Source organism: Klebsiella sp. H-Nf2 (assembly GCF_002806645.1).
In the GTDB taxonomy this organism is placed as follows: domain Bacteria; phylum Pseudomonadota; class Gammaproteobacteria; order Enterobacterales; family Enterobacteriaceae; genus Klebsiella; species Klebsiella variicola.
The window spans coordinates 164,943-185,478 of the sequence record NZ_PIBL01000002.1; the positions used below are offsets into that span (position 1 = coordinate 164,943).

At 56.0% G+C, this 20,536-nt stretch carries 26 protein-coding genes and 1 tRNA gene; 24 read left to right on the forward strand and 3 right to left on the reverse strand.

The window, feature by feature from the left end; genetic code table 11:
- The first annotated feature begins 51 nt into the window (after positions 1 to 51).
- The 8 genes from CWM58_RS07455 to CWM58_RS07485 are packed head-to-tail and all read left to right on the forward strand — an operon-like array spanning position 52 to position 2,979.
- Positions 52 to 558 (forward strand): head completion/stabilization protein, encoded by a 507-nt coding sequence (locus CWM58_RS07455; RefSeq protein WP_100680650.1) that lies wholly within the window; start codon positions 52 to 54, stop codon positions 556 to 558.
- A complete protein-coding gene (locus tag CWM58_RS07460) occupies positions 558 to 761 on the forward strand; it encodes a tail protein X (protein ID WP_004175163.1) in 204 nt (67 codons plus the stop codon). Before CWM58_RS07455 ends, CWM58_RS07460 begins: the two co-directional genes overlap by 1 nt.
- 4 nt (positions 762 to 765) lie before the next feature.
- The gene (locus CWM58_RS07465) at positions 766 to 1,056 is read left to right on the forward strand and encodes a phage holin family protein (RefSeq protein ID WP_004195910.1); all 291 of its coding nucleotides are present in this window, start codon (positions 766 to 768) and stop codon (positions 1,054 to 1,056) included.
- Complete coding sequence (locus CWM58_RS07470; RefSeq protein ID WP_085898483.1) at positions 1,043 to 1,540, forward strand: glycoside hydrolase family protein; 498 nt, start codon at positions 1,043 to 1,045, stop codon at positions 1,538 to 1,540. The genes CWM58_RS07465 and CWM58_RS07470 overlap by 14 nt, the downstream gene beginning before the upstream one ends.
- Positions 1,537 to 1,968: an Rz-like lysis system protein LysB gene (gene lysB / locus CWM58_RS07475; RefSeq protein WP_100680651.1), complete on the forward strand. Its 432-nt coding sequence runs from the start codon at positions 1,537 to 1,539 to the stop codon at positions 1,966 to 1,968. The genes CWM58_RS07470 and lysB overlap by 4 nt, the downstream gene beginning before the upstream one ends.
- Positions 1,850 to 2,101, forward strand: coding sequence for an Rz1-like lysis system protein LysC (gene lysC, locus CWM58_RS29225; protein WP_133122418.1), 252 nt, complete (start codon positions 1,850 to 1,852; stop codon positions 2,099 to 2,101). The genes lysB and lysC overlap by 119 nt, the downstream gene beginning before the upstream one ends.
- A complete protein-coding gene (locus CWM58_RS07480; RefSeq protein ID WP_100680652.1) occupies positions 2,064 to 2,531 on the forward strand; it encodes a phage tail protein in 468 nt (155 codons plus the stop codon). The genes lysC and CWM58_RS07480 overlap by 38 nt, the downstream gene beginning before the upstream one ends.
- Entirely contained in the window at positions 2,524 to 2,979 is a 456-nt protein-coding gene (locus tag CWM58_RS07485) for a phage virion morphogenesis protein (protein ID WP_100680653.1), read from the forward strand. Before CWM58_RS07480 ends, CWM58_RS07485 begins: the two co-directional genes overlap by 8 nt.
- A gap of 46 nt (positions 2,980 to 3,025) precedes the next feature.
- On the opposite strand, the gene CWM58_RS07490 is transcribed toward CWM58_RS07485, so the two are convergent.
- Positions 3,026 to 4,096: a hypothetical protein gene (locus CWM58_RS07490; RefSeq protein WP_100680654.1), complete on the reverse strand. Its 1,071-nt coding sequence runs from the start codon at positions 4,094 to 4,096 to the stop codon at positions 3,026 to 3,028.
- An 85-nt stretch (positions 4,097 to 4,181) separates the two neighbouring features.
- Between CWM58_RS07490 and CWM58_RS07495 the strand changes: the two genes are divergently transcribed.
- The 15 genes from CWM58_RS07495 to CWM58_RS07565 all read left to right on the forward strand — a co-directional run bounded on the left by CWM58_RS07495 (position 4,182) and on the right by CWM58_RS07565 (position 17,628).
- Positions 4,182 to 4,817 carry a phage baseplate assembly protein V gene (locus tag CWM58_RS07495; protein ID WP_100680655.1) on the forward strand — a complete coding sequence of 212 codons (636 nt, stop codon included), beginning with the start codon at positions 4,182 to 4,184 and terminating at the stop codon, positions 4,815 to 4,817.
- The gene (locus CWM58_RS07500; protein ID WP_100680656.1) at positions 4,814 to 5,161 is read left to right on the forward strand and encodes a GPW/gp25 family protein; all 348 of its coding nucleotides are present in this window, start codon (positions 4,814 to 4,816) and stop codon (positions 5,159 to 5,161) included. The genes CWM58_RS07495 and CWM58_RS07500 overlap by 4 nt, the downstream gene beginning before the upstream one ends.
- Before the next feature lie 4 nt (positions 5,162 to 5,165).
- Positions 5,166 to 6,074, forward strand: a complete 909-nt coding sequence (locus tag CWM58_RS07505) for a baseplate assembly protein (RefSeq protein ID WP_100680657.1) — start codon at positions 5,166 to 5,168, stop codon at positions 6,072 to 6,074.
- 7 nt (positions 6,075 to 6,081) lie between these two features.
- Positions 6,082 to 6,741 (forward strand): phage tail protein I, encoded by a 660-nt coding sequence (locus CWM58_RS07510; RefSeq protein ID WP_100680658.1) that lies wholly within the window; start codon positions 6,082 to 6,084, stop codon positions 6,739 to 6,741.
- Position 6,742: 1 nt separating this feature from the next.
- Positions 6,743 to 8,692: a CotH kinase family protein gene (locus CWM58_RS07515; protein ID WP_100680659.1), complete on the forward strand. Its 1,950-nt coding sequence runs from the start codon at positions 6,743 to 6,745 to the stop codon at positions 8,690 to 8,692.
- A 10-nt stretch (positions 8,693 to 8,702) separates the two neighbouring features.
- Positions 8,703 to 9,821 carry a hypothetical protein gene (locus tag CWM58_RS07520; protein WP_048290778.1) on the forward strand — a complete coding sequence of 373 codons (1,119 nt, stop codon included), beginning with the start codon at positions 8,703 to 8,705 and terminating at the stop codon, positions 9,819 to 9,821.
- Between the two features lie 51 nt (positions 9,822 to 9,872).
- Positions 9,873 to 10,952 (forward strand): phage tail protein, encoded by a 1,080-nt coding sequence (locus CWM58_RS07525; RefSeq protein ID WP_100680660.1) that lies wholly within the window; start codon positions 9,873 to 9,875, stop codon positions 10,950 to 10,952.
- A gap of 110 nt (positions 10,953 to 11,062) precedes the next feature.
- Positions 11,063 to 12,244, forward strand: a complete 1,182-nt coding sequence (locus CWM58_RS07530; protein ID WP_100680661.1) for a phage tail sheath protein — start codon at positions 11,063 to 11,065, stop codon at positions 12,242 to 12,244.
- 13 nt (positions 12,245 to 12,257) lie between these two features.
- The gene (locus CWM58_RS07535; RefSeq protein ID WP_014838984.1) at positions 12,258 to 12,773 is read left to right on the forward strand and encodes a phage major tail tube protein; all 516 of its coding nucleotides are present in this window, start codon (positions 12,258 to 12,260) and stop codon (positions 12,771 to 12,773) included.
- Positions 12,774 to 12,833: 60 nt separating this feature from the next.
- Positions 12,834 to 13,109 carry a phage tail assembly protein gene (locus CWM58_RS07540; RefSeq protein WP_040230585.1) on the forward strand — a complete coding sequence of 92 codons (276 nt, stop codon included), beginning with the start codon at positions 12,834 to 12,836 and terminating at the stop codon, positions 13,107 to 13,109.
- Positions 13,110 to 13,141: 32 nt separating this feature from the next.
- Complete coding sequence (locus CWM58_RS07545) at positions 13,142 to 13,261, forward strand: GpE family phage tail protein (RefSeq protein ID WP_014838982.1); 120 nt, start codon at positions 13,142 to 13,144, stop codon at positions 13,259 to 13,261.
- Positions 13,254 to 15,695, forward strand: coding sequence for a phage tail tape measure protein (locus CWM58_RS07550; protein ID WP_100680662.1), 2,442 nt, complete (start codon positions 13,254 to 13,256; stop codon positions 15,693 to 15,695). Before CWM58_RS07545 ends, CWM58_RS07550 begins: the two co-directional genes overlap by 8 nt.
- 10 nt (positions 15,696 to 15,705) lie before the next feature.
- Complete coding sequence (locus CWM58_RS07555) at positions 15,706 to 16,185, forward strand: phage tail protein (protein ID WP_100680663.1); 480 nt, start codon at positions 15,706 to 15,708, stop codon at positions 16,183 to 16,185.
- Entirely contained in the window at positions 16,185 to 17,342 is a 1,158-nt protein-coding gene (locus CWM58_RS07560; protein WP_100680664.1) for a phage late control D family protein, read from the forward strand. Before CWM58_RS07555 ends, CWM58_RS07560 begins: the two co-directional genes overlap by 1 nt.
- A 67-nt stretch (positions 17,343 to 17,409) precedes the next feature.
- Positions 17,410 to 17,628 (forward strand): DNA-binding transcriptional regulator, encoded by a 219-nt coding sequence (locus CWM58_RS07565; RefSeq protein WP_032420109.1) that lies wholly within the window; start codon positions 17,410 to 17,412, stop codon positions 17,626 to 17,628.
- A 157-nt stretch (positions 17,629 to 17,785) separates the two neighbouring features.
- Here CWM58_RS07565 and CWM58_RS07570 read toward each other — a convergent pair.
- Positions 17,786 to 17,861, reverse strand: a tRNA-Ile gene (locus CWM58_RS07570).
- 124 nt (positions 17,862 to 17,985) lie between these two features.
- Between CWM58_RS07570 and mug the strand changes: the two genes are divergently transcribed.
- Positions 17,986 to 18,492: a G/U mismatch-specific DNA glycosylase gene (gene mug, locus CWM58_RS07575; protein ID WP_061153269.1), complete on the forward strand. Its 507-nt coding sequence runs from the start codon at positions 17,986 to 17,988 to the stop codon at positions 18,490 to 18,492.
- 99 nt (positions 18,493 to 18,591) lie between these two features.
- Here mug and rpoD read toward each other — a convergent pair whose 3' ends face one another.
- A complete protein-coding gene (gene rpoD, locus CWM58_RS07580; RefSeq protein WP_061153270.1) occupies positions 18,592 to 20,433 on the reverse strand; it encodes an RNA polymerase sigma factor RpoD in 1,842 nt (613 codons plus the stop codon).
- Between the last annotated feature and the right edge of the window lie 103 nt (positions 20,434 to 20,536).

Consider the following 20,536-nt stretch of genomic DNA (forward strand, 5'->3'; position numbering starts at 1 on the left):
TTTTACCCGACCTGAGACCGGCGTCCACCGCCCACCTATTCAGAGGTAGTCATGACGACGCTGATTATTAAAAAGAACGATGAGCCGCAGTTGGGGGGCATGGTGGTTATCCCGCCGCCTGCCAGCGATGAGCCGGTGGTTAAAAATACCTTTTTCTTTCCTGACATCGACCCGAAACGCGTGCGTGAAGGGATGCGTCTTGAGCAGACTGTTGCCCCGGCCCGGCTGCGTGAGGCCATCAAAACCGGCATCGCCGAAACCAATGCCGAGCTGTTTTTGTGGCGGGAACAGCAGATTGCCTGGGGTTTTAGCAAGCTGGCCGACGTACCGGCTGACGACCTCGACGGCGAGAGCGTGCGCATTTTCTATTACCTGCGCGCCATAACTTCGATGGCGACCGCCACGCTCTACGAGCGTTATCGCGGCGTGGATGCCAGCGCCAGAGGCGATAAAAAGGCAGACAGTATCGACACCACGGTCGACGAGCTGTGGCGGGACATGCGCTGGGCCGTATCACGCGTCCAGGACAAACCCCGCTGCATCGTGAGCCAAATCTGATGCAGGCCATCGCGCAACAGGGCGACACGCTCGACATGATTTGCGCCCGCTATTACGGGCGTACTGAGGGGGTCTTCGAGTCGGTGTTGGCCGCCAATCCGGGGCTGGCCGAACTCGGCGCTGTGCTGCCACATGGCACGGTGGTCGAATTGCCCGACGTCCAGTCATCCCCCGTAACTGAAACAATTAATCTCTGGGAGTAAACACATGACGGAAGGTGAAAAAAGCGTCCTGTCCCTCTTTGTTATCGGCGTGCTGATTGTCGTCGGTAAAGTGCTGGCCGGTGGCGAGCCCATCACCGCCCGGCTTTTTATTGGTCGCATGTTGCTGGGCGGCTTTGTCTCAATGGTGGCCGGGGTGGCCCTGGTGCAGTTTCCCGACCTGCCGCCCGCCGCCGTGTGCGGATTTGGCTCCATGCTGGGTATCGCCGGTTATCAGGCGGTGGAGATTGCGATCCAGCGCAGGATTAAAAAAGGGGAAAGCGATGGCGGTCATTAAGACACACCCCAACGTCGCGGCATTCCTCGACACGCTGGCGTTTTCAGAGGGGACGGCGACGCACCCGCTGACCAGAAACAATGGGTACGATGTCATTGTCACCGGCTTCGATGGCAGGCCAGAGATTTTTACCGATTATCGTGAACATCCATTTGCCGGTGGGCGCCCGGCGAAGGTCTTTAATCGTCGCGGGGAAAAATCCACGGCATCCGGGCGTTACCAGCAGCTTTACCTGTTCTGGCCGCATTATAAAAAGCAGCTTGCTTTGCCGGATTTCAGCCCGGCATCACAGGACAGGCTCGCTATTCAGCTGATTCGTGAGCGCGGCGCGCTGGAAGACCTGCAACAGGGGCGCATTGAACGCGCCATTTCCCGCTGTCGCAACATCTGGGCATCATTGCCGGGCGCGGGGTATGGTCAGCGTGAGCACAGCCTCGACAAACTGGTCGCCGTGTGGCGCAGGGCCGGAGGGGTATCCGCATGAAAATAGTTATTATCCTGCTGGCGCTGGCCTGTGCGGGTCTGTTGTGGATGCGCCACGATAACAGCAATCTGCGCACCTCATTTGAGCGTGCGAACCGGGTCGCCAGTGAACACAAAACGACAATCACCATGCTGAAAAATCAGCTCAACGTTGCCGCAGAGCAGTCGCAGCGCAAAGAGCGGGCGCAGGTCGCCATGAGGGATAAGCTCACGGCGGCTAACCTGCTGGCTTTCAGGCGTGAACAAACTATCACGAGGTTACTCAATGAAAATGACGTGTTTCGCCGCTGGTATCGCGCTGATTTACCTGATGCTGTGCGCCGGTTGCACCAGCGCGCCGCCTGCACCAACGCCGCCGCCGGTGATTGTTTACAACGCCTGCCCGAAGGTCAGCCCCTGCCCGATGCCTGGCAGCGACCCGCTGAGTAATGGCGACCTGAGTGCGGATATACGCCAGCTCGAAAACGCCCTGAAAAGCTGCGCAATCCAGGTCGATACGGTTAAACAATGCCAGGATGAAACCGATGCAAAAGCCCAACAGTCTGCGAAAAGCCTTAACTGATGCGGTGCCGGCACTGCGTACCAACCCCGATATGCTGCGCATCTTTATCGATAACGGGAACAACACGGCGACGCTGGCGCGCTCACTGTCATTTGAAAAGCGGTACACGCTCAACGTCGTGGTCACGGATTTTACCGACGATATTGACCTGCTGTTTGTGCCGGTTATGGCCTGGCTGCGCGTCAATCAGCCGGACATCATGACAACCGAGGAAGGGAGAAAAAAGGGCTTTGTCTGGTATGCCGATATCAATAATGACAGCAGCCTCGATGTCAGCATCAGCCTGTTGCTGACCGAGCGCACGCTGGTCAAAGAGGCCGACGGCGCGCTGCATGTTGAGAACATCCCGGAGCCGCCACCGCCGGGGCCGGTGACGCGGCCTGTCGAGATGTGGAGTAATGGCGAACGGGTGAGTAAATGGGATGAATGACTTCAAACCCTTTGAGGACAAGCTCGCCGGGTTGATAGCGGCGCTTTCCCCTGCCGGGCGGCGTCGGATGACCGCCGACATTGCGAAGAAACTGCGCCAGCGGCAACAGCAGCGCATTAAATCGCAGAAAGCGCCGGACGGTTCGCCCTTTGCCCCGCGTAAGCGCCAGCCCGTCAGGGCAAAGAAAGGCCGGATTAAGCGCGAGATGTTCGTGAAACTGCGTACCAACCGCTATATGAAAGCGAGCGGCAACGACAGCGCTGCGGTTGTGGAATTTACCGGGAAAGTGCAGCGTATCGCCCGTGTGCATCAGCTCGGGCTGAAGGATGCACCGACTAGGAATAGTAATTTTGTGGATTATCCATCACGTAGATTATTGGGTATCTCGGTTTATGATAGAGAATTCATTGAGGCCAGAGTGGTTGGTTATATAAATTTTCATAGCTAAGGGGTTGAGCATTCATTTTTATTTAAATGAATGCTTTTGCATTTGATTAGGATGCTTTTATGGTTTTGATGAGGTTCGCTATTTGTTCTACTCCATCAAAGGTTGGTGGTATTCTGTCATCGCTAGTCATAATATTTGAAAAGATAATGTCTTCAAATTTCTTTAATGTGTCAGGGTTTCCGTTGCTAATTTCTTTTGCATGTTTGGGATAGTCCTGAATGAATTGGATTAAACTCTTTCTTAATTCAAGTTGTATGATTTGTGCGCGCAGTGAATTGTAGTTTGATAAGGCCACCCTGAAAAAATAAATAAATATTATTGTGATCGACATAACTGGAATTAAAGATGGTAATGCTGCTGTTAAGTTAATGGGCTCGGCTGAAGTATGAGTATAGTAAATCTCGTAAATAAGAGGTGTGAGAATTAGTAGTGATAGTATAAACAGCAAGGTTCTGGTCCAGAATATATCTCTATTTTTTTTATTGCTAAGATTGTTAAATCCTTCGTGTAGTAATGTGAAATTGGCACTGGTGTAATATTTGTCTAGCTCACCTTTAATTCTATCTACCGCATCTTTTTTTGAGTTAAAGTCACTCTGCCAGCTATTATTAAATTCTTTTGCGTCCTTTAGATTGGTTGTTATGTTTTTATAGGGTTGAATCTCGTTGCTGTTAATGAAGGTTTTCAGCATCCTTATAGGCATTTCCCTAAGGGTGAAGTCTATAAGTATTTTGCTTTTTTCGTCAAATTCACTGTGTCTATATATTCCAAAGTCTTTAACTCTCTTTGATAGACTGAAAGTTTCTTCTATTTGATTTGATAAAATATAAGCTTCAAGAATAAATTCGTAACATATGGAAAACACTAGGTTGATATTCTCATCATTGATGGGGCGGTCGCCCAAGGCTTCCAAAAGATAGCCCCCGCTATTTTTTGTGTTATAGGTTGAGCTTTCAAGCCAAAATGTTGGGTTGCCAATGAAGTTTTTTAAAATTGATTCTGTAAGATTGTTTCTATCTTTCTGAAAGTTAGTCTCACTACCATATTTTTCTAATTCATTTAAAAATTTATTAATTGCGCTAGTGGTTTGCTCATGACTAAAAAAATTAGTATCCATGCTTTTCCCTTCTTGTTGGGTTGTGTGGTGCGTAACAAAACAGTGTTAAGTACTTTTCACTATCTATTACTTTTATTATGCCAACATGATTAGTCAACTCAATGAGATTTTGCGTTTAGTTCGCAACATAGTTCGCACCGGCATCGTCGTCGAAACTGACCTCGACGCCGGGCGCTGTCGCGTGCAGACCGGCGGCATTTATACCGACTGGCTCCAGTGGTTAACCCACCGCGCCGGGCGCTCGCGCACCTGGTGGGCCCCCTCTGTTGGTGAACAGGTGATGATTCTGGCCGTGGGCGGTGAACTCGACACTGCCTTTGTGCTGCCGGGCATTTATTCCGACGACAACCCCGCACCCTCGGCCTCGGCGGATGCCTGGCACGTTGAGTTTCCCGACGGTGCTGTCATGAGTTATGAGCCGGAAACCGGCGCGCTGACCGTCACCGGCATTAAAACGGCCGATGTGACCGCATCCGGTTCGGTTGCCGTCAGCGTGCCGGTGGTGCTGGTCAAAGCCTCCACCCGCGTCACCCTCGATACGCCGGAGGTGGTCTGCACCAACAAGCTGACGACCGGCACACTCGAGGTGAAGCAGGGCGGAAAGATGTCCGGCGATATCGAGCACAGCGGCGGTGCTTTCACTTCCAATGGTGTTCAGGTGGATAAACACGGTCACGGCGGCATCAGGCGCGGCGATGAATGGACGGAGGGGACCCGATGACCGCCCGTTACCTTGGTATGAACCGCGCGACCGGCGAGCGCATTGCAGACGTGGACCATATCAGCCAGAGCATCGGGGATATTCTGCGCACGCCCGTTGGTTCCCGCGTCATGCGTCGTGAGTACGGCTCGCTGTTGTCGCAGATGATTGACCAGCCCCAGACCCCGGCGCTTGAGCTGCAAATTATGGCGGCGTGCTACATGGCGATCCTCAAATGGGAGCCTCGTGTCAGGCTGACCGGTATCACTACCGCGCGCCAGTTTGACGGGCAGATGGGCGTCGAGGTGACCGGACAAATCACCGATACCGGCGAGAGCCTTTCCTTAACCATTCCTGTGAGTTGAATCTATGGCAGTTATCGACCTGAGCCAGCTCCCCGCGCCAGATGTGGTGGAAACGCTGGATTTTGAAACCATCCTCGCAGAGCGTAAGGCTACGCTGGTTTCGCTCTACCCGGAGGATGAGCAGGAGGCGGTCGCCAGAGCGCTGACGCTGGAGTCAGAGCCACTGGTGAAATATCTGGAAGAGAATGCCTACCGGGAGGTGATTTTACGCCAGCGTATTAACGAGGCGGCACAGGCCGGCATGGTGGCCTATGCCATTAAAAACGACCTCGACCAGCTTGCGGCAAATAATAACGTTGAGCGCCTGGTCATCACCGCCGCAGACGACACCCAAATCCCGCCGGTGGCGGCGGTCATGGAGTCCGACAGCGATTTACGTCAGCGCATCCCGGCGGCCTTTGAAGGCATGAGCGTTGCCGGGCCAGCCGGTGCCTATGAATTTCACGCCATGAGCGCCGATGGTCGTGTGGCGGATGCCTCGGCGAACAGTCCCGCCCCCGCAGAAGTCACTGTCGCGGTGTTGTCGCGGGAAGGTGACGGCACGGCATCGAATGATTTGCTGCTGGCCGTCAGTACGGCGCTGAATGATGAGACGGTACGCCCGGTCGGTGACCGTCTGACAGTCGTCTCGGCTGAGATTATCCCTTATGCGGTCGACGCCGTGCTGTACGTGTACCCAGGTCCGGCGACTGAGCCCATTCTGGCCGCCGCCAGAACACAGTTAACTGCCTATATCACTGAGCAGCGCCGCCTCGGTCGTGACATCCGGATGTCAGCGATATACGCCGCACTGCATGTGCAGGGTGTCCAGCGCGTTGAGCTGCTTCAGCCACGGGCGGATGTGGTGCTCGATAAAACTCAGGCCGCGTACTGCACCGACACCCGCGTGGTGATTGGGGGCTCGGATGAGTAATTCACTGATGGCGACCGGGTCATCACAGCTGGAACAGCGCGCTGCCGCCGCGTGTGCCGTCATCAGTGACCTGAATGTCCCCTTGCGTGACCTGTGGGATCCGTGGAAATGCCCGGTGAGGTTCCTGCCGTATCTGGCGTGGGCGTTTTCCGTCGACCGCTGGGAGGAAACCTGGTCAGAGAGGGAAAAGCGCCAGGCGGTCAGCGATGCGTTCTGGATCCACCAACGTAAGGGGACGGTGGCGGCGGTTCGCCGGGTGATTGAAAACCTCGGCTACAGCATGACGTTACAGGAGTGGTGGGAGGTGGCCGACCCCGCCGGGACATTCCGCCTTGAGATTGACCTGAATGATATCGGTATTACCGAGACGATGATTAAGGAGCTGGAACGGATTATTGGCGATGCGCGACCGGTCAGCCGCCATATTGCCCGCCTGTCACTGTCAGCGGGGACCACCGGTCCGGTGTATACCGGCGCGGCTTCGTGCGGCGGGGAGGTTATCAGCGTGTATCCGCCGGAATATACGCCGGATGAGGCCGCCCGTTACGACGGCGGCGGGTTCCATTCCGGGTCGGTCACCTATACCGAAAATCAGCGCGGGGAAGACCCTCATCGCTATGACGGGCGCACTTTTCACGATGGCCGTGGCGTTTACGCAGGAGAATAACATGAGTGCAATTAACGAACAGACGAAATGGGAAGATGAGGTTTACCTGCTGGCGCGTGAAGACCGGGTGGAGGGCGGGATTTATGGCCCGTCAAACAAACAGGCCCGGCAGCTGGCGAACCGTACCCGCTATTTAAAAACCGCCGTTGAGTCGCTGCAGGACTACCGGGATTACACCTTCTTCATGACCCAGGATGACCCGGACGGCACCCTTGCGGGGCTTGCCGGTACGCCGGAGGGGAAACTCTTTCGCGTGGTGGTGCCTGACAGTGAGGGGCAACTGCTGGCCTTTATCTATTACCAGAAGCGCAACGGCCAGGCGAACCGGCTGAATGCGCTGGCAAGTCAGCAGGCGATTACGTCCCTGCGCCAGCAACTGGAGCAGGACACCGGCGCGGCGCTGAATGGCCTGACCGCGTTGCAGTCCGGTCTCCAGTCGCTGACGGCCGCCCTGATGCAGCTCGGTCTCGATGAGATGGCCGCGCAGGTGACCAGCATGGCCGCCTCGCAAAAAAGCCAGTCAGACCAGATTCAGGCGCTGATGCTGGCGTTTCAGTCCGGTATGCGGGCGCTGGCTCTGGTGGAGGCCACCCCCGAGGAGGTGGAAAGTCATCAACTGAGTAACCTCTATGCCTTCCAGGTGCTGGCCCGTCAGCTGCTCCCGCTCGACGGCTTCGACCCCTCAGCGGCAGGCACCGGCACGGGAAACCGGGAGGCGCAGGCGAAATATCCGGGCGTGTTTGCCTTCGGTGAGCCGCGCGGTCTGATTCGCCTGGACGTGACCTCCGACAGCGGCGCGCCGACCAGCAAGGATAACCCGGTTAACGGCACCTTAAAGGTGGACGTCGACGGGGAGGTGTTCACGGCATACGTGTCCTTCAAGGTTCAGGGGGCCTCGTCGGCGGGATACCCGAAAAAGAACATGAAATTTGAGCTGTTTGCCGACGCGGCACATACCGAAAGCGTCAGCCTGAAAATCGGCGATGTGGTGCCGAAGGACAAATGGATTTTCAAGGCGAACTGGATTGACTCGACCCATCTGCGCAATGTGCTCTGCTACAACCTGTGGCAGAAGGTGATGGCGACCCGCAGCGGCTGGCCGCGCCGGGATATTGATAACAGCTACGTGGGGAAGCTGGGGGCCAGCGCCATCGATACCGGTGCCATCGGCTGCCCGAAGGGGTACGCCTGCGTGCTGTATATCAACGGTGAGTTTTACGGGATAGGGGATTTTCTCTACAACTCGTCCCGCAAGGATTACAACATCGCCAAAAACAGCCCGGAGCAAATCATGATTATCTGGGACGGGGCGATTAACATCCCGGCGCTCACGGATAACGGCACCTGGGTGATGGACTCACCTTCGAAACCCACGGCGGAAACGGCTGCCTGCCTCGACCGCTGGCGGGACTTCGCGCAGTCCGCGCAGGACGCGTTTACCGCCGCTGCCGGTACGCATCTGGATAAAAACAACGTGGTGGATTTCTACGTCTTCCTCAGCTTTATCTGCGCCCCGGACTGCGTGCAGAAGAACACCACGTTTATCACCTGGGACGGCACAAAATGGTTTTTCATGCCCTATGACCTGGATACCACCTTTGGTCTGCATTACGCCGGGACGTCGATTGCCTATCCGCCAGACCTGAATCTGTTTGATAACGGCCTCGCCATGCAGGTCAACCGCACCTTCTGGAAGAAGGTCCGTACCACCTTCCAGGCGGAAATGAATGCCCGCTATGCCGAGCTGCGGGATAACGGCCTGTTTTCACAGTGCGGCGTGCTGGAGCTGGCCCGCGACCTGCTGGGGCGCTACACCCCGGAACTGATGCAGGCTGAATATGAAAAATGGCCGAATGTGCCCTCCCTGAGCATCACCAGTCTGGACCAGATGATGGACTGGACCCGACAGCGTATTGCATACCTGGACACTTTTTTCAGCTACCACCAGTAAGGACACCACCATGACCACGATTTTAGTCAAAGATGCGCTGCGGACCTCCGTCGAGGCGGCTTCGGGCGGAAAACAGACGGTGCTGTATACCCCGAAGGGACAGCCGACCTTTGTGAATATTATCCCGAAGGTGAGTATCGAAAGCCTGAACCCGGCGCTGGGGATTTCCGGCGTACACCCGGCCTTTAAGCAGGGCGACAGGGAAATCCCGTACCTGTATGTCGGAACCTATCAGGGATGCGTGCTGAACGGCGAGGTCCTGAGTCTGCCCAACGTGGATGCGAATGCCTGTAACGCAACCAGCGCCACTCTTATCCCGTTACTGAAAGCGATGGGCAGCACCTGGCACGGCATGACGTCGGTCGAGTGGGCGCTGATGCAGGCGATGGCAGTGAAAAGCCGGTACAGTCCCCTGGGTGCCGATGTGTACGGCAAGTCCGCGCTGGATGCGACCCAGACCGGACGCCGTATCGACGGCAAAGAGGCGGGCGATTTGTCCTCGCAGTCTCCGCGCATTTATACCGGCTCCGGTCCGGTCTCTTATCGCCAGGACAAAAAATACAACGGCATCAGCGACCTTGCCGGAAACGTCTGGGAGCGTACCTACGGCGCACGTGTGGTGGGTGGCGAAATCCAGCTCTACGGGACCGGCAATGAGGCCGCGCTCGCCGCCTCCGCGGTGTTCAGTGCGCATGGCGCTGATGTGCCGGGCTGGTACGCCATCCATGCGGTGACCGGGGCCTTTATCACCCCGACACATACCGGGAACACCACCACGGCGGACTATGTGGCCACCACCCCCAACAGCGTGCGGGCGGTGACAAAGACCACCGGGCTGGCTGACAACGAGTTTTATCACCCGGCCTGGGGCGGGACCTTCGTTCAGCCGCAGAACACGCTGCCGGAAGCGGTAAAAAATCTTCTGGAGCTGTATGGCGTGTGGCCGTCCCTGACCGGGAAGGCGATTGTCCCGGCAGGGTCCACCGTCAACTACAACGCGGGCGCGACAAGCTGCATGCATCCGGTGCGCGGTAAGAACGATATTTTCCAGTTTGGCTTTGCCAACAATATCGAGGTGTTGAATTCCGAGATGGGCCTGCGTCCGGTGTATTACGCGCCCCTGAGTTAATCACGAGGCCGCCCCGCTCCGGCGGGGAAGCCCGCTATTACGGACTGCCTTATGAGTAAAAAATTCAGCGCCATACTGACCACGCAGGGGGCTGAACGTCTGGCCGCTGCGGCGGTGAAGGGTATCCCCCTGGGTATCACTCACATGGCCGTCGGCGACGGGGGCGGCGTCCTGCCGGTGCCGTCCCCGGACCAGACCGCCCTGATGAACGAGCAGTACCGCGCACCGTTAAACCGGCTGGTTATCGCCGACCAGGCGGCAAATGTTATCCGCGCCGAAATGATTATGCCGCCGCAGGCCGGGGGCTTCTGGATACGCGAGGCCGCCCTCTTTGACGAGACCGGCATCTGCCTGGCGGTGGCGAACCTGCCCGAATCCTACAAGCCGCTTCTGGCGGAAGGCTCAGGACGTTTTCAGGTGATTAATATCTGGCTGATGGTGAGCCAGACTGCCGATGTGCAGATGATTGCAGACCCGTCAGTCATTCTGGCGACGGTGGAAGAAGTCCGCCGGGCGGGGAACAACGCCAAAGATTATGCCGATGACATTGTTTCCACCCTGGAGAATGAGACAAGGGAGGCCATTGCATCAGCGGTCAGCACCGCCATTCGTGATTTCTGGGAAGCGGAAAACCCTGTCGGCACGGTCCGGTTTTACAGCCAGCATGTGGATCCGAATGAACGCTACCCGTGGTCAACGTGGACGTATACCGGTGAGAACAGAACCATCCGTGTGGCAAAAGCGGACGGTTCGAACGTCGGCGCCAACGGCGGCAGCGATACCGTAACCCTGCAGCGGGCTAATCTCCCCGCGGTGCAGATTGATGTAACCGGCTCAGCCTCTGAGGTGAAGGAGCAGAAACTGAGAACCGGCAAAGGCGGCGGACATAAGCACAAAGGCGGGATGGCGGGGCCAGGCGAGGCCTGGGACAGTAATTACATTGTGGGCTCCGATAATGACAGCCGCAGGACGCGAAACTATACCTCTGACGAAGGTGAGCATGACCACGAATACACGGTACCCGGTCACGGTCACTCAGTCAGCGGCAAAACCGATAACCTCGGCGAGAGTAAATCTTTCAGCGTGGTGGAGGCTCACACTCTGCTGATGTGCTGGAGCCGCGTTGCCTGACTCTCTGACGGTCATTCCTGTTGTACTGCCCCTGTCCCAACGGGGATGACTCGTCACTCTTTCCCCCACGACTGAAAATAATGCTCACCCTTAACCACGGAGTTAAACGGATGAGCGATTTTCATCACGGCGTCCAGGTTGTCGAGATTAACGACGGCACCCGCGTCATTTCCACCGTATCCACAGCGATTATCGGCATGGTCTGCACGGCCAGCGATGCCGATGCCGCCACCTTCCCGCTCAACAAGCCCGTCCTGATCACCAGCGTGCAAAGCGCCATTGCGAAAGCGGGTACCAAAGGCACCCTGTCTGCCTCCCTCCAGGCGATTGCCGACCAGTCAAAACCGGTCATTGTCGTTGTTCGTGTTGCTGAAGGGGCGGGCAACGATGCCGAAGCACAGACCATTTCTAATATCATCGGCGGCACCGACGAAAGCGGCAATTACACCGGGCTGAAAGCGCTGCTCACGGCGGAGGCCGTCACCGGCGTTAAGCCGCGCATCCTCGGCGTGCCGGGCCTCGACTCCCTCGAAGTGGCGACCGCGCTCGTGCCGGTTTGTCAGAAGCTGCGCGCCTTTGGTTATATCAGCGCCTGGAACTGTCAGACCCTTTCCGAGGCCATGCTTTATCGTAAGAATTTCAGCCAGCGCGAGCTGATGGTTATCTGGCCGGATTTTCTGGCATGGGATACCACGGCGAACGCGACCGAAACCGCCTGGGCGACCGCCCGCGCGCTGGGCCTGCGCGCCAGAATCGACCAGGAAACAGGCTGGCATAAAACCCTGTCAAACATCGGTGTGAATGGCGTCACCGGCATCAGCGCGTCGGTGTTCTGGGATTTGCAGGAGTCCGGCACCGATGCCGACCTGCTGAACGAGGCTGGCGTCACCACACTCATTCGCAAAGACGGTTTCCGCTTCTGGGGCAACCGCTGTTGCTCTGATGACCCGCTGTTCCTGTTTGAGAACTATACCCGCACCGCGCAGGTTATCGCCGACACCATGGCCGCCGGTCACATGTGGGCAGTCGACAAGCCCATCACCGCCACCCTGATCCGGGACATCGTTGCGGGTATCAATGCGAAATTCCGCGAGATGAAAACGGCGGGCTATATCGTCGATGCGATCTGCTGGTTTGATGAAGCGGCCAACGACGCGGCAACCCTCAAAGCCGGGAAATTGTATATCGATTACGACTATACGCCGGTTCCCCCTCTCGAAAACCTGACGCTGCGCCAGCGTATTACCGATAAATACCTGGCGAATCTGGTGTCATCGGTGAACAGCAATTAAGGAGCCTTAACCCATGGCAATGCCGCGCAAACTTAAATTCCTGAACACATTTCTGGATGGCGTCAGCTATCTCGGCGTTATCGAGTCCGTCACCCTGCCAAAACTGACCCGTAAGCTGGAAAACTACCGGGGCGGCGGGATGTCCGGCTCAGCACCGGTCGATTTCGGCCTCGACGATGATGCGCTGACGATGGAAATTTCCCTCGGCGGCTTCCCTGACGATGCTATCTGGTCGCTTTACGGTGCCGTCGGTACCGGGACGCTGCTGCGCTATGCAGGCTCGTACCAGCGGGACGATACCGGCGAAACCGTGGCGGTTGAAGTGGAGACCCGTTTCAAGGTGAAGGAAGTCGATAACGGCGAGAGCAAACAGGGCGAGGATACCAGCAGCAAATTATCGCTGGTCTGCACGTACTACAGGCTGACCATGAACGGTAAAGAGCTGGTCGAAATCGACGTCCTCAACATGATTGAGAAGGTGAACGGCGTCGATCGACTCGACCAGCACCGCCGCAATATCGGTCTGTAATTTTCCCCCGGTCAGCACGGCTGGCCGGTTAACCCCGAATCCGTAAACAGCGAGAAACTTATGAGCAAAGAAAATATCGTCACCCTGGAAAACCCCATCAAACGCGGCGAGCAGGTCATCGAAACCATCACCCTGATGAAGCCCAACGCCGGAACCCTGCGCGGCGTCAGCCTGGCCGATGTCGCCCGCTCTGAAGTCGACGCCCTGATTAAGGTGCTGCCGCGTATGACCAGCCCGTCACTGACTGAGTCGGATGTCGTGATGATGGATTTGCCCGACCTGATGGCGCTGGCAACGAAGGTGATCGGTTTTTTGTCGCCGAATTTGGCGGATTAAATTTCCCGAAAAACCTGTCGGTCGATGACCTGATGGCGGATATCGCGGTGATTTTTCACTGGCCGCCATCAGAGTTGTATCCCATGAGCCTGACCGAGCTCACCACCTGGCGAGAAAAGGCCATTCAACGAAGCGGAAACACGAATGAGTAGCGACGTTAAATTACAGGTTTTACTCAAGGCTGTTGACCAGGCGACCCGCCCGTTTAAAACCATCCAGACAGCGAGCAAAGCGCTGTCCGGGGATATCCGGGACACTCAAAAATCACTGCGTGAACTGAACGGTCAGGCCTCCCGTATTGACGGGTTTCGCAAGGCCAGCGCGCAGCTCGCCGTTACCGGTCATGCGCTTGAGAAAGCCAAAGCAGAGGCAGAGGCGTTAGGTACTCAGTTTAAAAATACTGAGCGCCCGACCCGGGCACAGGCGCAGGCACTGGAATCCGCTAAACGTTCTGCGGAAGGGTTACAGAAGAAATACAACAGCCTTACTGAGTCAGTGAAACGGCAACAGCGTGAACTCGGTGCCATGGGCATTAATACCCGCAATCTCGCTAACGACGAAAAAGGGCTAAAAAACCGAATCAGCGAAACGACAGCGCAGCTTAATCGCCAGCGCGAGGCACTGGCGCGCGTCAGCGCGCAACAGGCAAAGCTCAACGCGGTTAAGCAGCGATATCAGGCCGGTAAAGCGCTGGCCGGAAACGCGGCGACAATGGGGGCTGCCGGTATTGGTATGGCGACAACCGGCACGCTTGCCGGGGTGGCACTGATGAAGCCCGGTTATGATTTTGCGCAGAAAAACGCTGAGTTACAGGCGGTGCTCGGTGTGGCAAAAGACTCGGCAGAAATGTCAGCGCTGCGAAAACAGGCCCGGCTGCTGGGCGACAATACTGCCGCCTCCGCCGATGATGCGGCCGGGGCTCAGATTATTATCGCGAAAGCGGGCGGCGATGCGGCAGCAATCCAGGCGGCGACCCCCGTCACGCTGAATATGGCGCTTGCTAACCGTCGGACGATGGAGGAGAACGCCGGTTTGCTGATGGGGATGAAATCAGCTTTCCAGCTTACTAACGATCAGGTCTCTCACATCGGTGATGTCCTGTCGATGACAATGAATAAAACCGCCGCAGATTTTGACGGATTGAGTGATGCGCTGACCTATACCGCGCCGGTGGCGAAAAATGCCGGTGTCAGTATTGAGGAAGCCGCTGCAATGGTTGGCGCACTTCATGATGCGAAAATTACAGGTTCAATGGCAGGGACGGGGAGTCGTGCCATTTTAAGTCGACTACAGGCACCCACCGGGCAGGCATACACGGCGATTAAAGAGCTCGGGATTAAAACAGCAGACAGTAAAGGAAATACCCGCCCTGTATTTACCATCCTGAAGGAAATGCAGGCCAGTTTTGAAAAAAATAAGCTGGGTACCGGTCAGCGCGCTGAATACATGAAAACGATATTCGGTGAAGAGGCCAGCTCGGCCGCCGCTGTTCTGATGAACGCAGCGCAATCGGGAAAGCTGGACCAACTCACTGCGGCATTTAAAGCCTCGGACGGCAAGACAGAGGAACTGGTTAAGGTTATGCAGGATAACCTCGGCGGCGACTTTAAAGAATTTCAGTCTGCTTATGAGGCCGTGGGGACTGACCTGTTTGACCAGCAGGAATCCTCTTTACGCAGACTGGTGCAGACTGCAACCGGCTACGTGCTCAAACTTGATAAGTGGATCCAGCGTAATAAAGCGCTCGCGCAGACCCTTGGCGTCATTACCGCCGTGGCTATCGGTGTCGTGGGTATGATCGGGACCATTGGGCTGATTGCCTGGCCGGTGATAACAGGCGTGAATGCCATCATCGCCGCTGCGACTGCTCTCGGTGCCGTATTTACTACGGTGGCCGGCGGCATCATTACCGCTATCGGCGCGATTTCCTGGCCGGTTGTTGCGGTCGCGGCCGCCATTGTCGCCGGGGCATTGCTCATCCGTAAATACTGGGAACCTGTCAGCGCATTTTTCGGCGGTGTAATTGACGGCTTGCGGGCCGCCTTTGCGCCAGTAGCTGACCTGTTTGCGCCACTTAAACCGATGTTTGACTGGCTGGGAGGAAAGCTTAAAGCCGCGTGGGACTGGTTTAACAACCTGATCGCGCCGGTCAAATCCTCGCAGGAGACGTTAAACCGTTTTCGTGATGCCGGTGTGTTGTTCGGCCAGCGACTGGCGGATGCCTTAACGCTGCCGCTGACGGCATTTAATAAGCTGCGCAGTGGTATTGACTGGGTGCTTGAGAAGCTCGGCGTTATCAATAAAGAGTCCAGCACGCTTGACCAGACCGCCGCGAAAGCCAATGCCGCTACGCAGGGAGGCACTTATATCCCGGCAACCAGCGCTTACGGCGGCTATCAGGCATATCAACCCATCACCGCACCGGCGGGCCGTTCTTATGTCGACCAGAGTAAAAACGAATATCACATTGACGTTCAGGGGGGCGGCAGCGGCACGCCGCTCGATCGCCAGCTACAGGATGCGCTCGAAAAATTTGAGCGTGAGAAGCGCGCCCGCCAGCGCGCCAGCATGAACCACGACGGCTAAGGAGGTCATCATGATGCTCGCACTCGGTATGTTTGTTTTTATGCGTCAGACGTTGCCACACCAGACGATGCAACGCGATGCAGAGTATCGATGGCCGTCAAATTCCCGCGTCGGGAAACGGGATTCGTTTCAGTTTTTAGGCCCGGGTGAGGAAAAAATCACCCTGGCCGGAACGCTTTACCCGGAGCTCACTGGCGGAAAGCTGACGATGACGGCTATCCGCCTGATGGCTGACCAGGGGCGCGCCTGGCCGTTACTGGATGGCACCGGCACGATTTACGGTATGTACGTCATTAATAATATCAGCGAGACAGGAAGCCTGTTTTTTGCTGACGGCACGGCGCGCAAAATTGATTTTACGCTGACGCTCACCCGCGTGGATGAATCCCTTGCGTCGCTTTATGGCGATATCGGCGAACAGGCAAAATCACTGATTGGCAAGGCGGGAAATATGGCCTCGTCAGTGGCTGGCATGGTGGGGATTAGCTGATGCTGAATCTGAATGCGGGTGGCGTACTGACGCCCGATTTTATGCTGATGCTCGACAGCAAAGATATTACCGGCAATATCAGTAACCGGTTGATGAGCCTGACGATGACCGACAATCGCGGATTTGATGCCGACCAGCTCGATATCGAACTCGACGATGCTGACGGGCTGGTCGAGCTGCCGTTACGCGGTGCCGTACTGACGCTTTACCTCGGGTGGAAAGGTTTTGCGTTGATGGGTAAGGGAAGTTTTACCGTCGATGAGGTTGAACATCATGGCGCGCCGGATACGGTGACCATTCGCGCCCGCAGCGCGGATTTTCGGGGAACGCTGAACTCACGTCGTGAGGAGTCCTGGCATGATAAGACGCTCGGCGAAATCGTGGCGGCGATAGCGACACGTAACAAGCTGACGTCGAGCGTTATACCGGAGCTGGCCGGAATAAAAATTCCGCATATCGACCAGTCACAGGAATCGGATGCCAAATTTTTGACACGGCTCGCCGAGCGAAACGGTGGTGAGGTTTCGGTAAAAGCGGGAAAGTTGCTTTTTCTGAAAGCCGGTCGTGCGTTAACAGCCAGTGGAAAGGCTATTCCACAAGTCACGATCACCCGCAGCGATGGCGACCGCCATCAGTTTTCGATTGCTGACCGTGGGGCGTATACCGGCGTTACGGCAAAATGGTTGCACACTAAAGACCCGAAGCCACAAAAGCAAAAGATCGCCCTAAAACGCAAACCCAAAGAACAGCATTTACGCGCGCTACAGCACCCCAAAGCCAAACCGGTAACGAAGAAAAAAACGGTGAAGACGCCGGAAGCCAGGGAGGGTGAGTATATGGTCGGTGAGGATGACAACGTGTTTGCCCTGACGACGATTTTTTCTACCAAAGCGCAGGCCATGCGAGCCGCCCAGGCCAAATGGGACAAACTACAACGTGGGGTGGCTGAGTTTTCTATCAGACTGGCGATGGGGCGCGCAGACCTCTACCCTGAAACGCCGGTGCAAGTGTCGGGGTTTAAGCGCGTCATAGACGAGCAATCATGGACAATCACGAAGGTTACTCATTCTCTAAGTAATATCGGCTTCACGACGAGCCTGGAGCTTGAGGTTAGATTGTTGGATGTAGATTACGGTTCTGAAGAGGCAGAAGAATAAAGTTATTCTCAAATGGTGAAAATGTGAGTATCATTTATTCACTTTATGTGAATTTATTGGGTGTGAAATGTTCCATTGTCCGAAATGTCAGCACGCGGCACATGCGCGCACCAGTCGCTATCTTAGTGAGAATACCAAAGAGCGTTACCATCAATGCACGAACATAAATTGCAGTTGTACGTTTGTAACGATGGAATCGGTGGAACGTTTTATTGTTACACCTGGTACGATAGTTCCGGCCCCACCGCACCCGACTGTTGGTGGTCAGCGGCCATTGTGGCTCTGATAAATTTCTGCTAAATGCCCGCCGCGTGCGGGTTTTTTTATGCCCTCAGTTTAGTGGCGGTAAAAAATCCACCGCCATTCTATCGCCACTCAAAAACAAGACAACAAAAAAGCCACTCTTTTGAGTGGCTTAATTATATGATTTTAAAGCTAAAATTTGGTGGCCCCTGCTGGACTTGAACCAGCGACCAAGCGATTATGAGTCGCCTGCTCTAACCACTGAGCTAAGGGGCCGTGGCGAGGGATTATAAAGTAACTGACGGTTGCAATCCAGCGTAAAGCGCGCAGCTGCTGTTTTTATAAACAATGCATTTTCAATCCTTTATAATCATGTTTTAGCCATACAGCCGGAGAAAACATGATTAGCGATATCCTTGCGCCGGGCCTGCGCGTGGTCTTTTGTGGTATCAACCCGGGGAAGTCTTCCGCCCATACCGGCTTTCATTTTGCCCATCCTGGCAATCGCTTCTGGAAGGTCATCCATCAGGCCGGGTTTACCGATCGGCTGCTGAGGCCGGAAGAGGAGCTGCAGCTGCTGGATACGCGCTGCGGCATCACCATGCTGGTTGAGCGTCCGACGGTGCAGGCCAGCGAGGTCGCCCTGCAGGAGCTGCGCAGCGGCAGTCGTGAGCTGGTTCGGAAAATAGAGGAGTATCAGCCGCGGGCGCTGGCGGTTCTCGGCAAGCAGGCCTTCGAGCAGGCCTTTAACCAGCGCGGCGCGAAGTGGGGCAAACAGGCCATGACTATCGGCATGACTCAGGTGTGGGTGCTGCCCAATCCCAGCGGCTTAAACCGGGCGACGCTCGATAAGCTGGTGGCGGCCTATCGTGAACTGGATGATGCCCTGGCGACGCGCGGCCAGTAGCGGAGATATGCCACTTTCCTCGGATGGCCACCAGAACGCCATAAAAAAAGCTCCCCGCAGGGAGCTTTTTAACAGGCTGTGAGCGCTGTCCCGCGACGATTAATCGTCGAGGAAGCTACGCAGCACTTCAGAACGGCTTGGGTGACGCAGTTTACGCAGCGCCTTCGCTTCGATCTGACGGATACGTTCGCGGGTAACGTCGAACTGTTTACCCACTTCTTCCAGCGTGTGGTCGGTGTTCATGTCGATACCGAAACGCATACGCAGGACTTTCGCTTCACGAGCGGTGAGGCCGGCCAGCACGTCGTGCGTTGCCGCGCGCAGGCTCTCGGTGGTCGCAGAATCCAGCGGCAGCTCGAGGGTGGTATCCTCGATGAAATCCCCCAGATGCGAATCTTCATCGTCGCCGATCGGCGTTTCCATGGAGATAGGCTCTTTGGCGATCTTCAGCACCTTACGGATTTTGTCTTCTGGCATCAGCATGCGCTCAGCCAGCTCTTCCGGCGTCGGTTCACGTCCCATCTCCTGCAGCATCTGACGGGAGATACGGTTGAGCTTGTTGATAGTCTCAATCATATGCACCGGAATACGGATGGTGCGCGCCTGATCCGCGATGGAGCGGGTAATAGCCTGACGGATCCACCAGGTTGCGTAGGTCGAGAATTTGTAGCCGCGACGGTATTCGAACTTATCGACCGCTTTCATCAGACCGATGTTGCCTTCCTGAATCAGATCGAGGAACTGCAGACCACGGTTGGTGTATTTCTTGGCGATAGAGATAACCAGACGCAAGTTCGCTTCCACCATCTCTTTCTTCGCACGGCGGGCTTTCGCTTCACCGATGGACATGCGACGGTTGATGTCCTTCACCTGCTCGATGGTCAGGCCGGTTTCTTCTTCGATCTGGTGCAGTTTCTGCAGACCGCGCTGCACGTCTTCTTTCACTTCCAGCAGCTTCTCGGACCACGGCTTGTTCATCGCTACCGCAGCGTTGAACCAGGTTTCGCTGGTTTCGTTGCCGGTGAACAGGGTGATGAAGTTTTTCTTCGGCATTTTGCACTGCTCAACGCACAGCTTCATGATGATACGTTCCTGAGTACGAACGCGATCCATCATGCTGCGCATGCTGTTGACCAGGTAATCGAACTGCTTCGGCACCAGGCGGAACTGCTTGAAGACTTCAGACAGCTTCAGGATCTCTTCCTGCGCGGTGGCATGGCTACGACCTTTGGCTTTGATGGTGTCGCGCGTCAGCTCGTACTGGGTACGCAGCTCGGCGAACTTCTCGCGGGCCAGCTCAGGATCGATGCTGTTGTCGTCATCGCTGCTGTCGTCGTCGGCGTCTTCTTCGTCTTCGTCTTCGTCGTCATCCATCTCTTCCTGAGACAGTTCGGAACCAACGTGGGTGGCGGTCGGCGCCATATCTTCTTCGGCGTTCGGATCGACGAAACCGGTGATCAGATCGGACAGACGGGCTTCTTCCGCTTCGACGCGGTCGTACTGCTCAAGCAGGTAGGTGATCGCTTCCGGGTATTCGGCAACGGAGCACTGAACCTGGTTGATCCCATCTTCAATACGTTTGGCGATGTCGATTTCGCCTTCACGGGTCAGCAGCTCTACGGTACCCATTTCACGCATGTACATGCGCACCGGGTCGGTTGTCCGCCCGATTTCGGATTCTACGCTGGAGAGCACCTGCGCGGCAGCTTCGGCAGCATCTTCATCCGCGGTGTTTTCGGCAAGCATCAGATCATCGGCATCCGGTGCTTCTTCCATCACCTGAATGCCCATGTCGTTGATCATTTGGATGATGTCTTCGATCTGATCGGAATCGACGATATCTTCCGGCAGATGGTCATTGACCTCGGCATAGGTCAGATAGCCTTGCTCCTTACCACGTTGGACAAGAAGCTTCAGCTGTGACTGCGGGTTTTGCTCCATAAGACGGTATCCACACTTAATTCGTTTGATTGGTGTCGGCAGCGGGCTGTCGACATTTAAAGCGAGGGCGTACTTATATTATTGCCGCTGCGCCTCTGCGCGG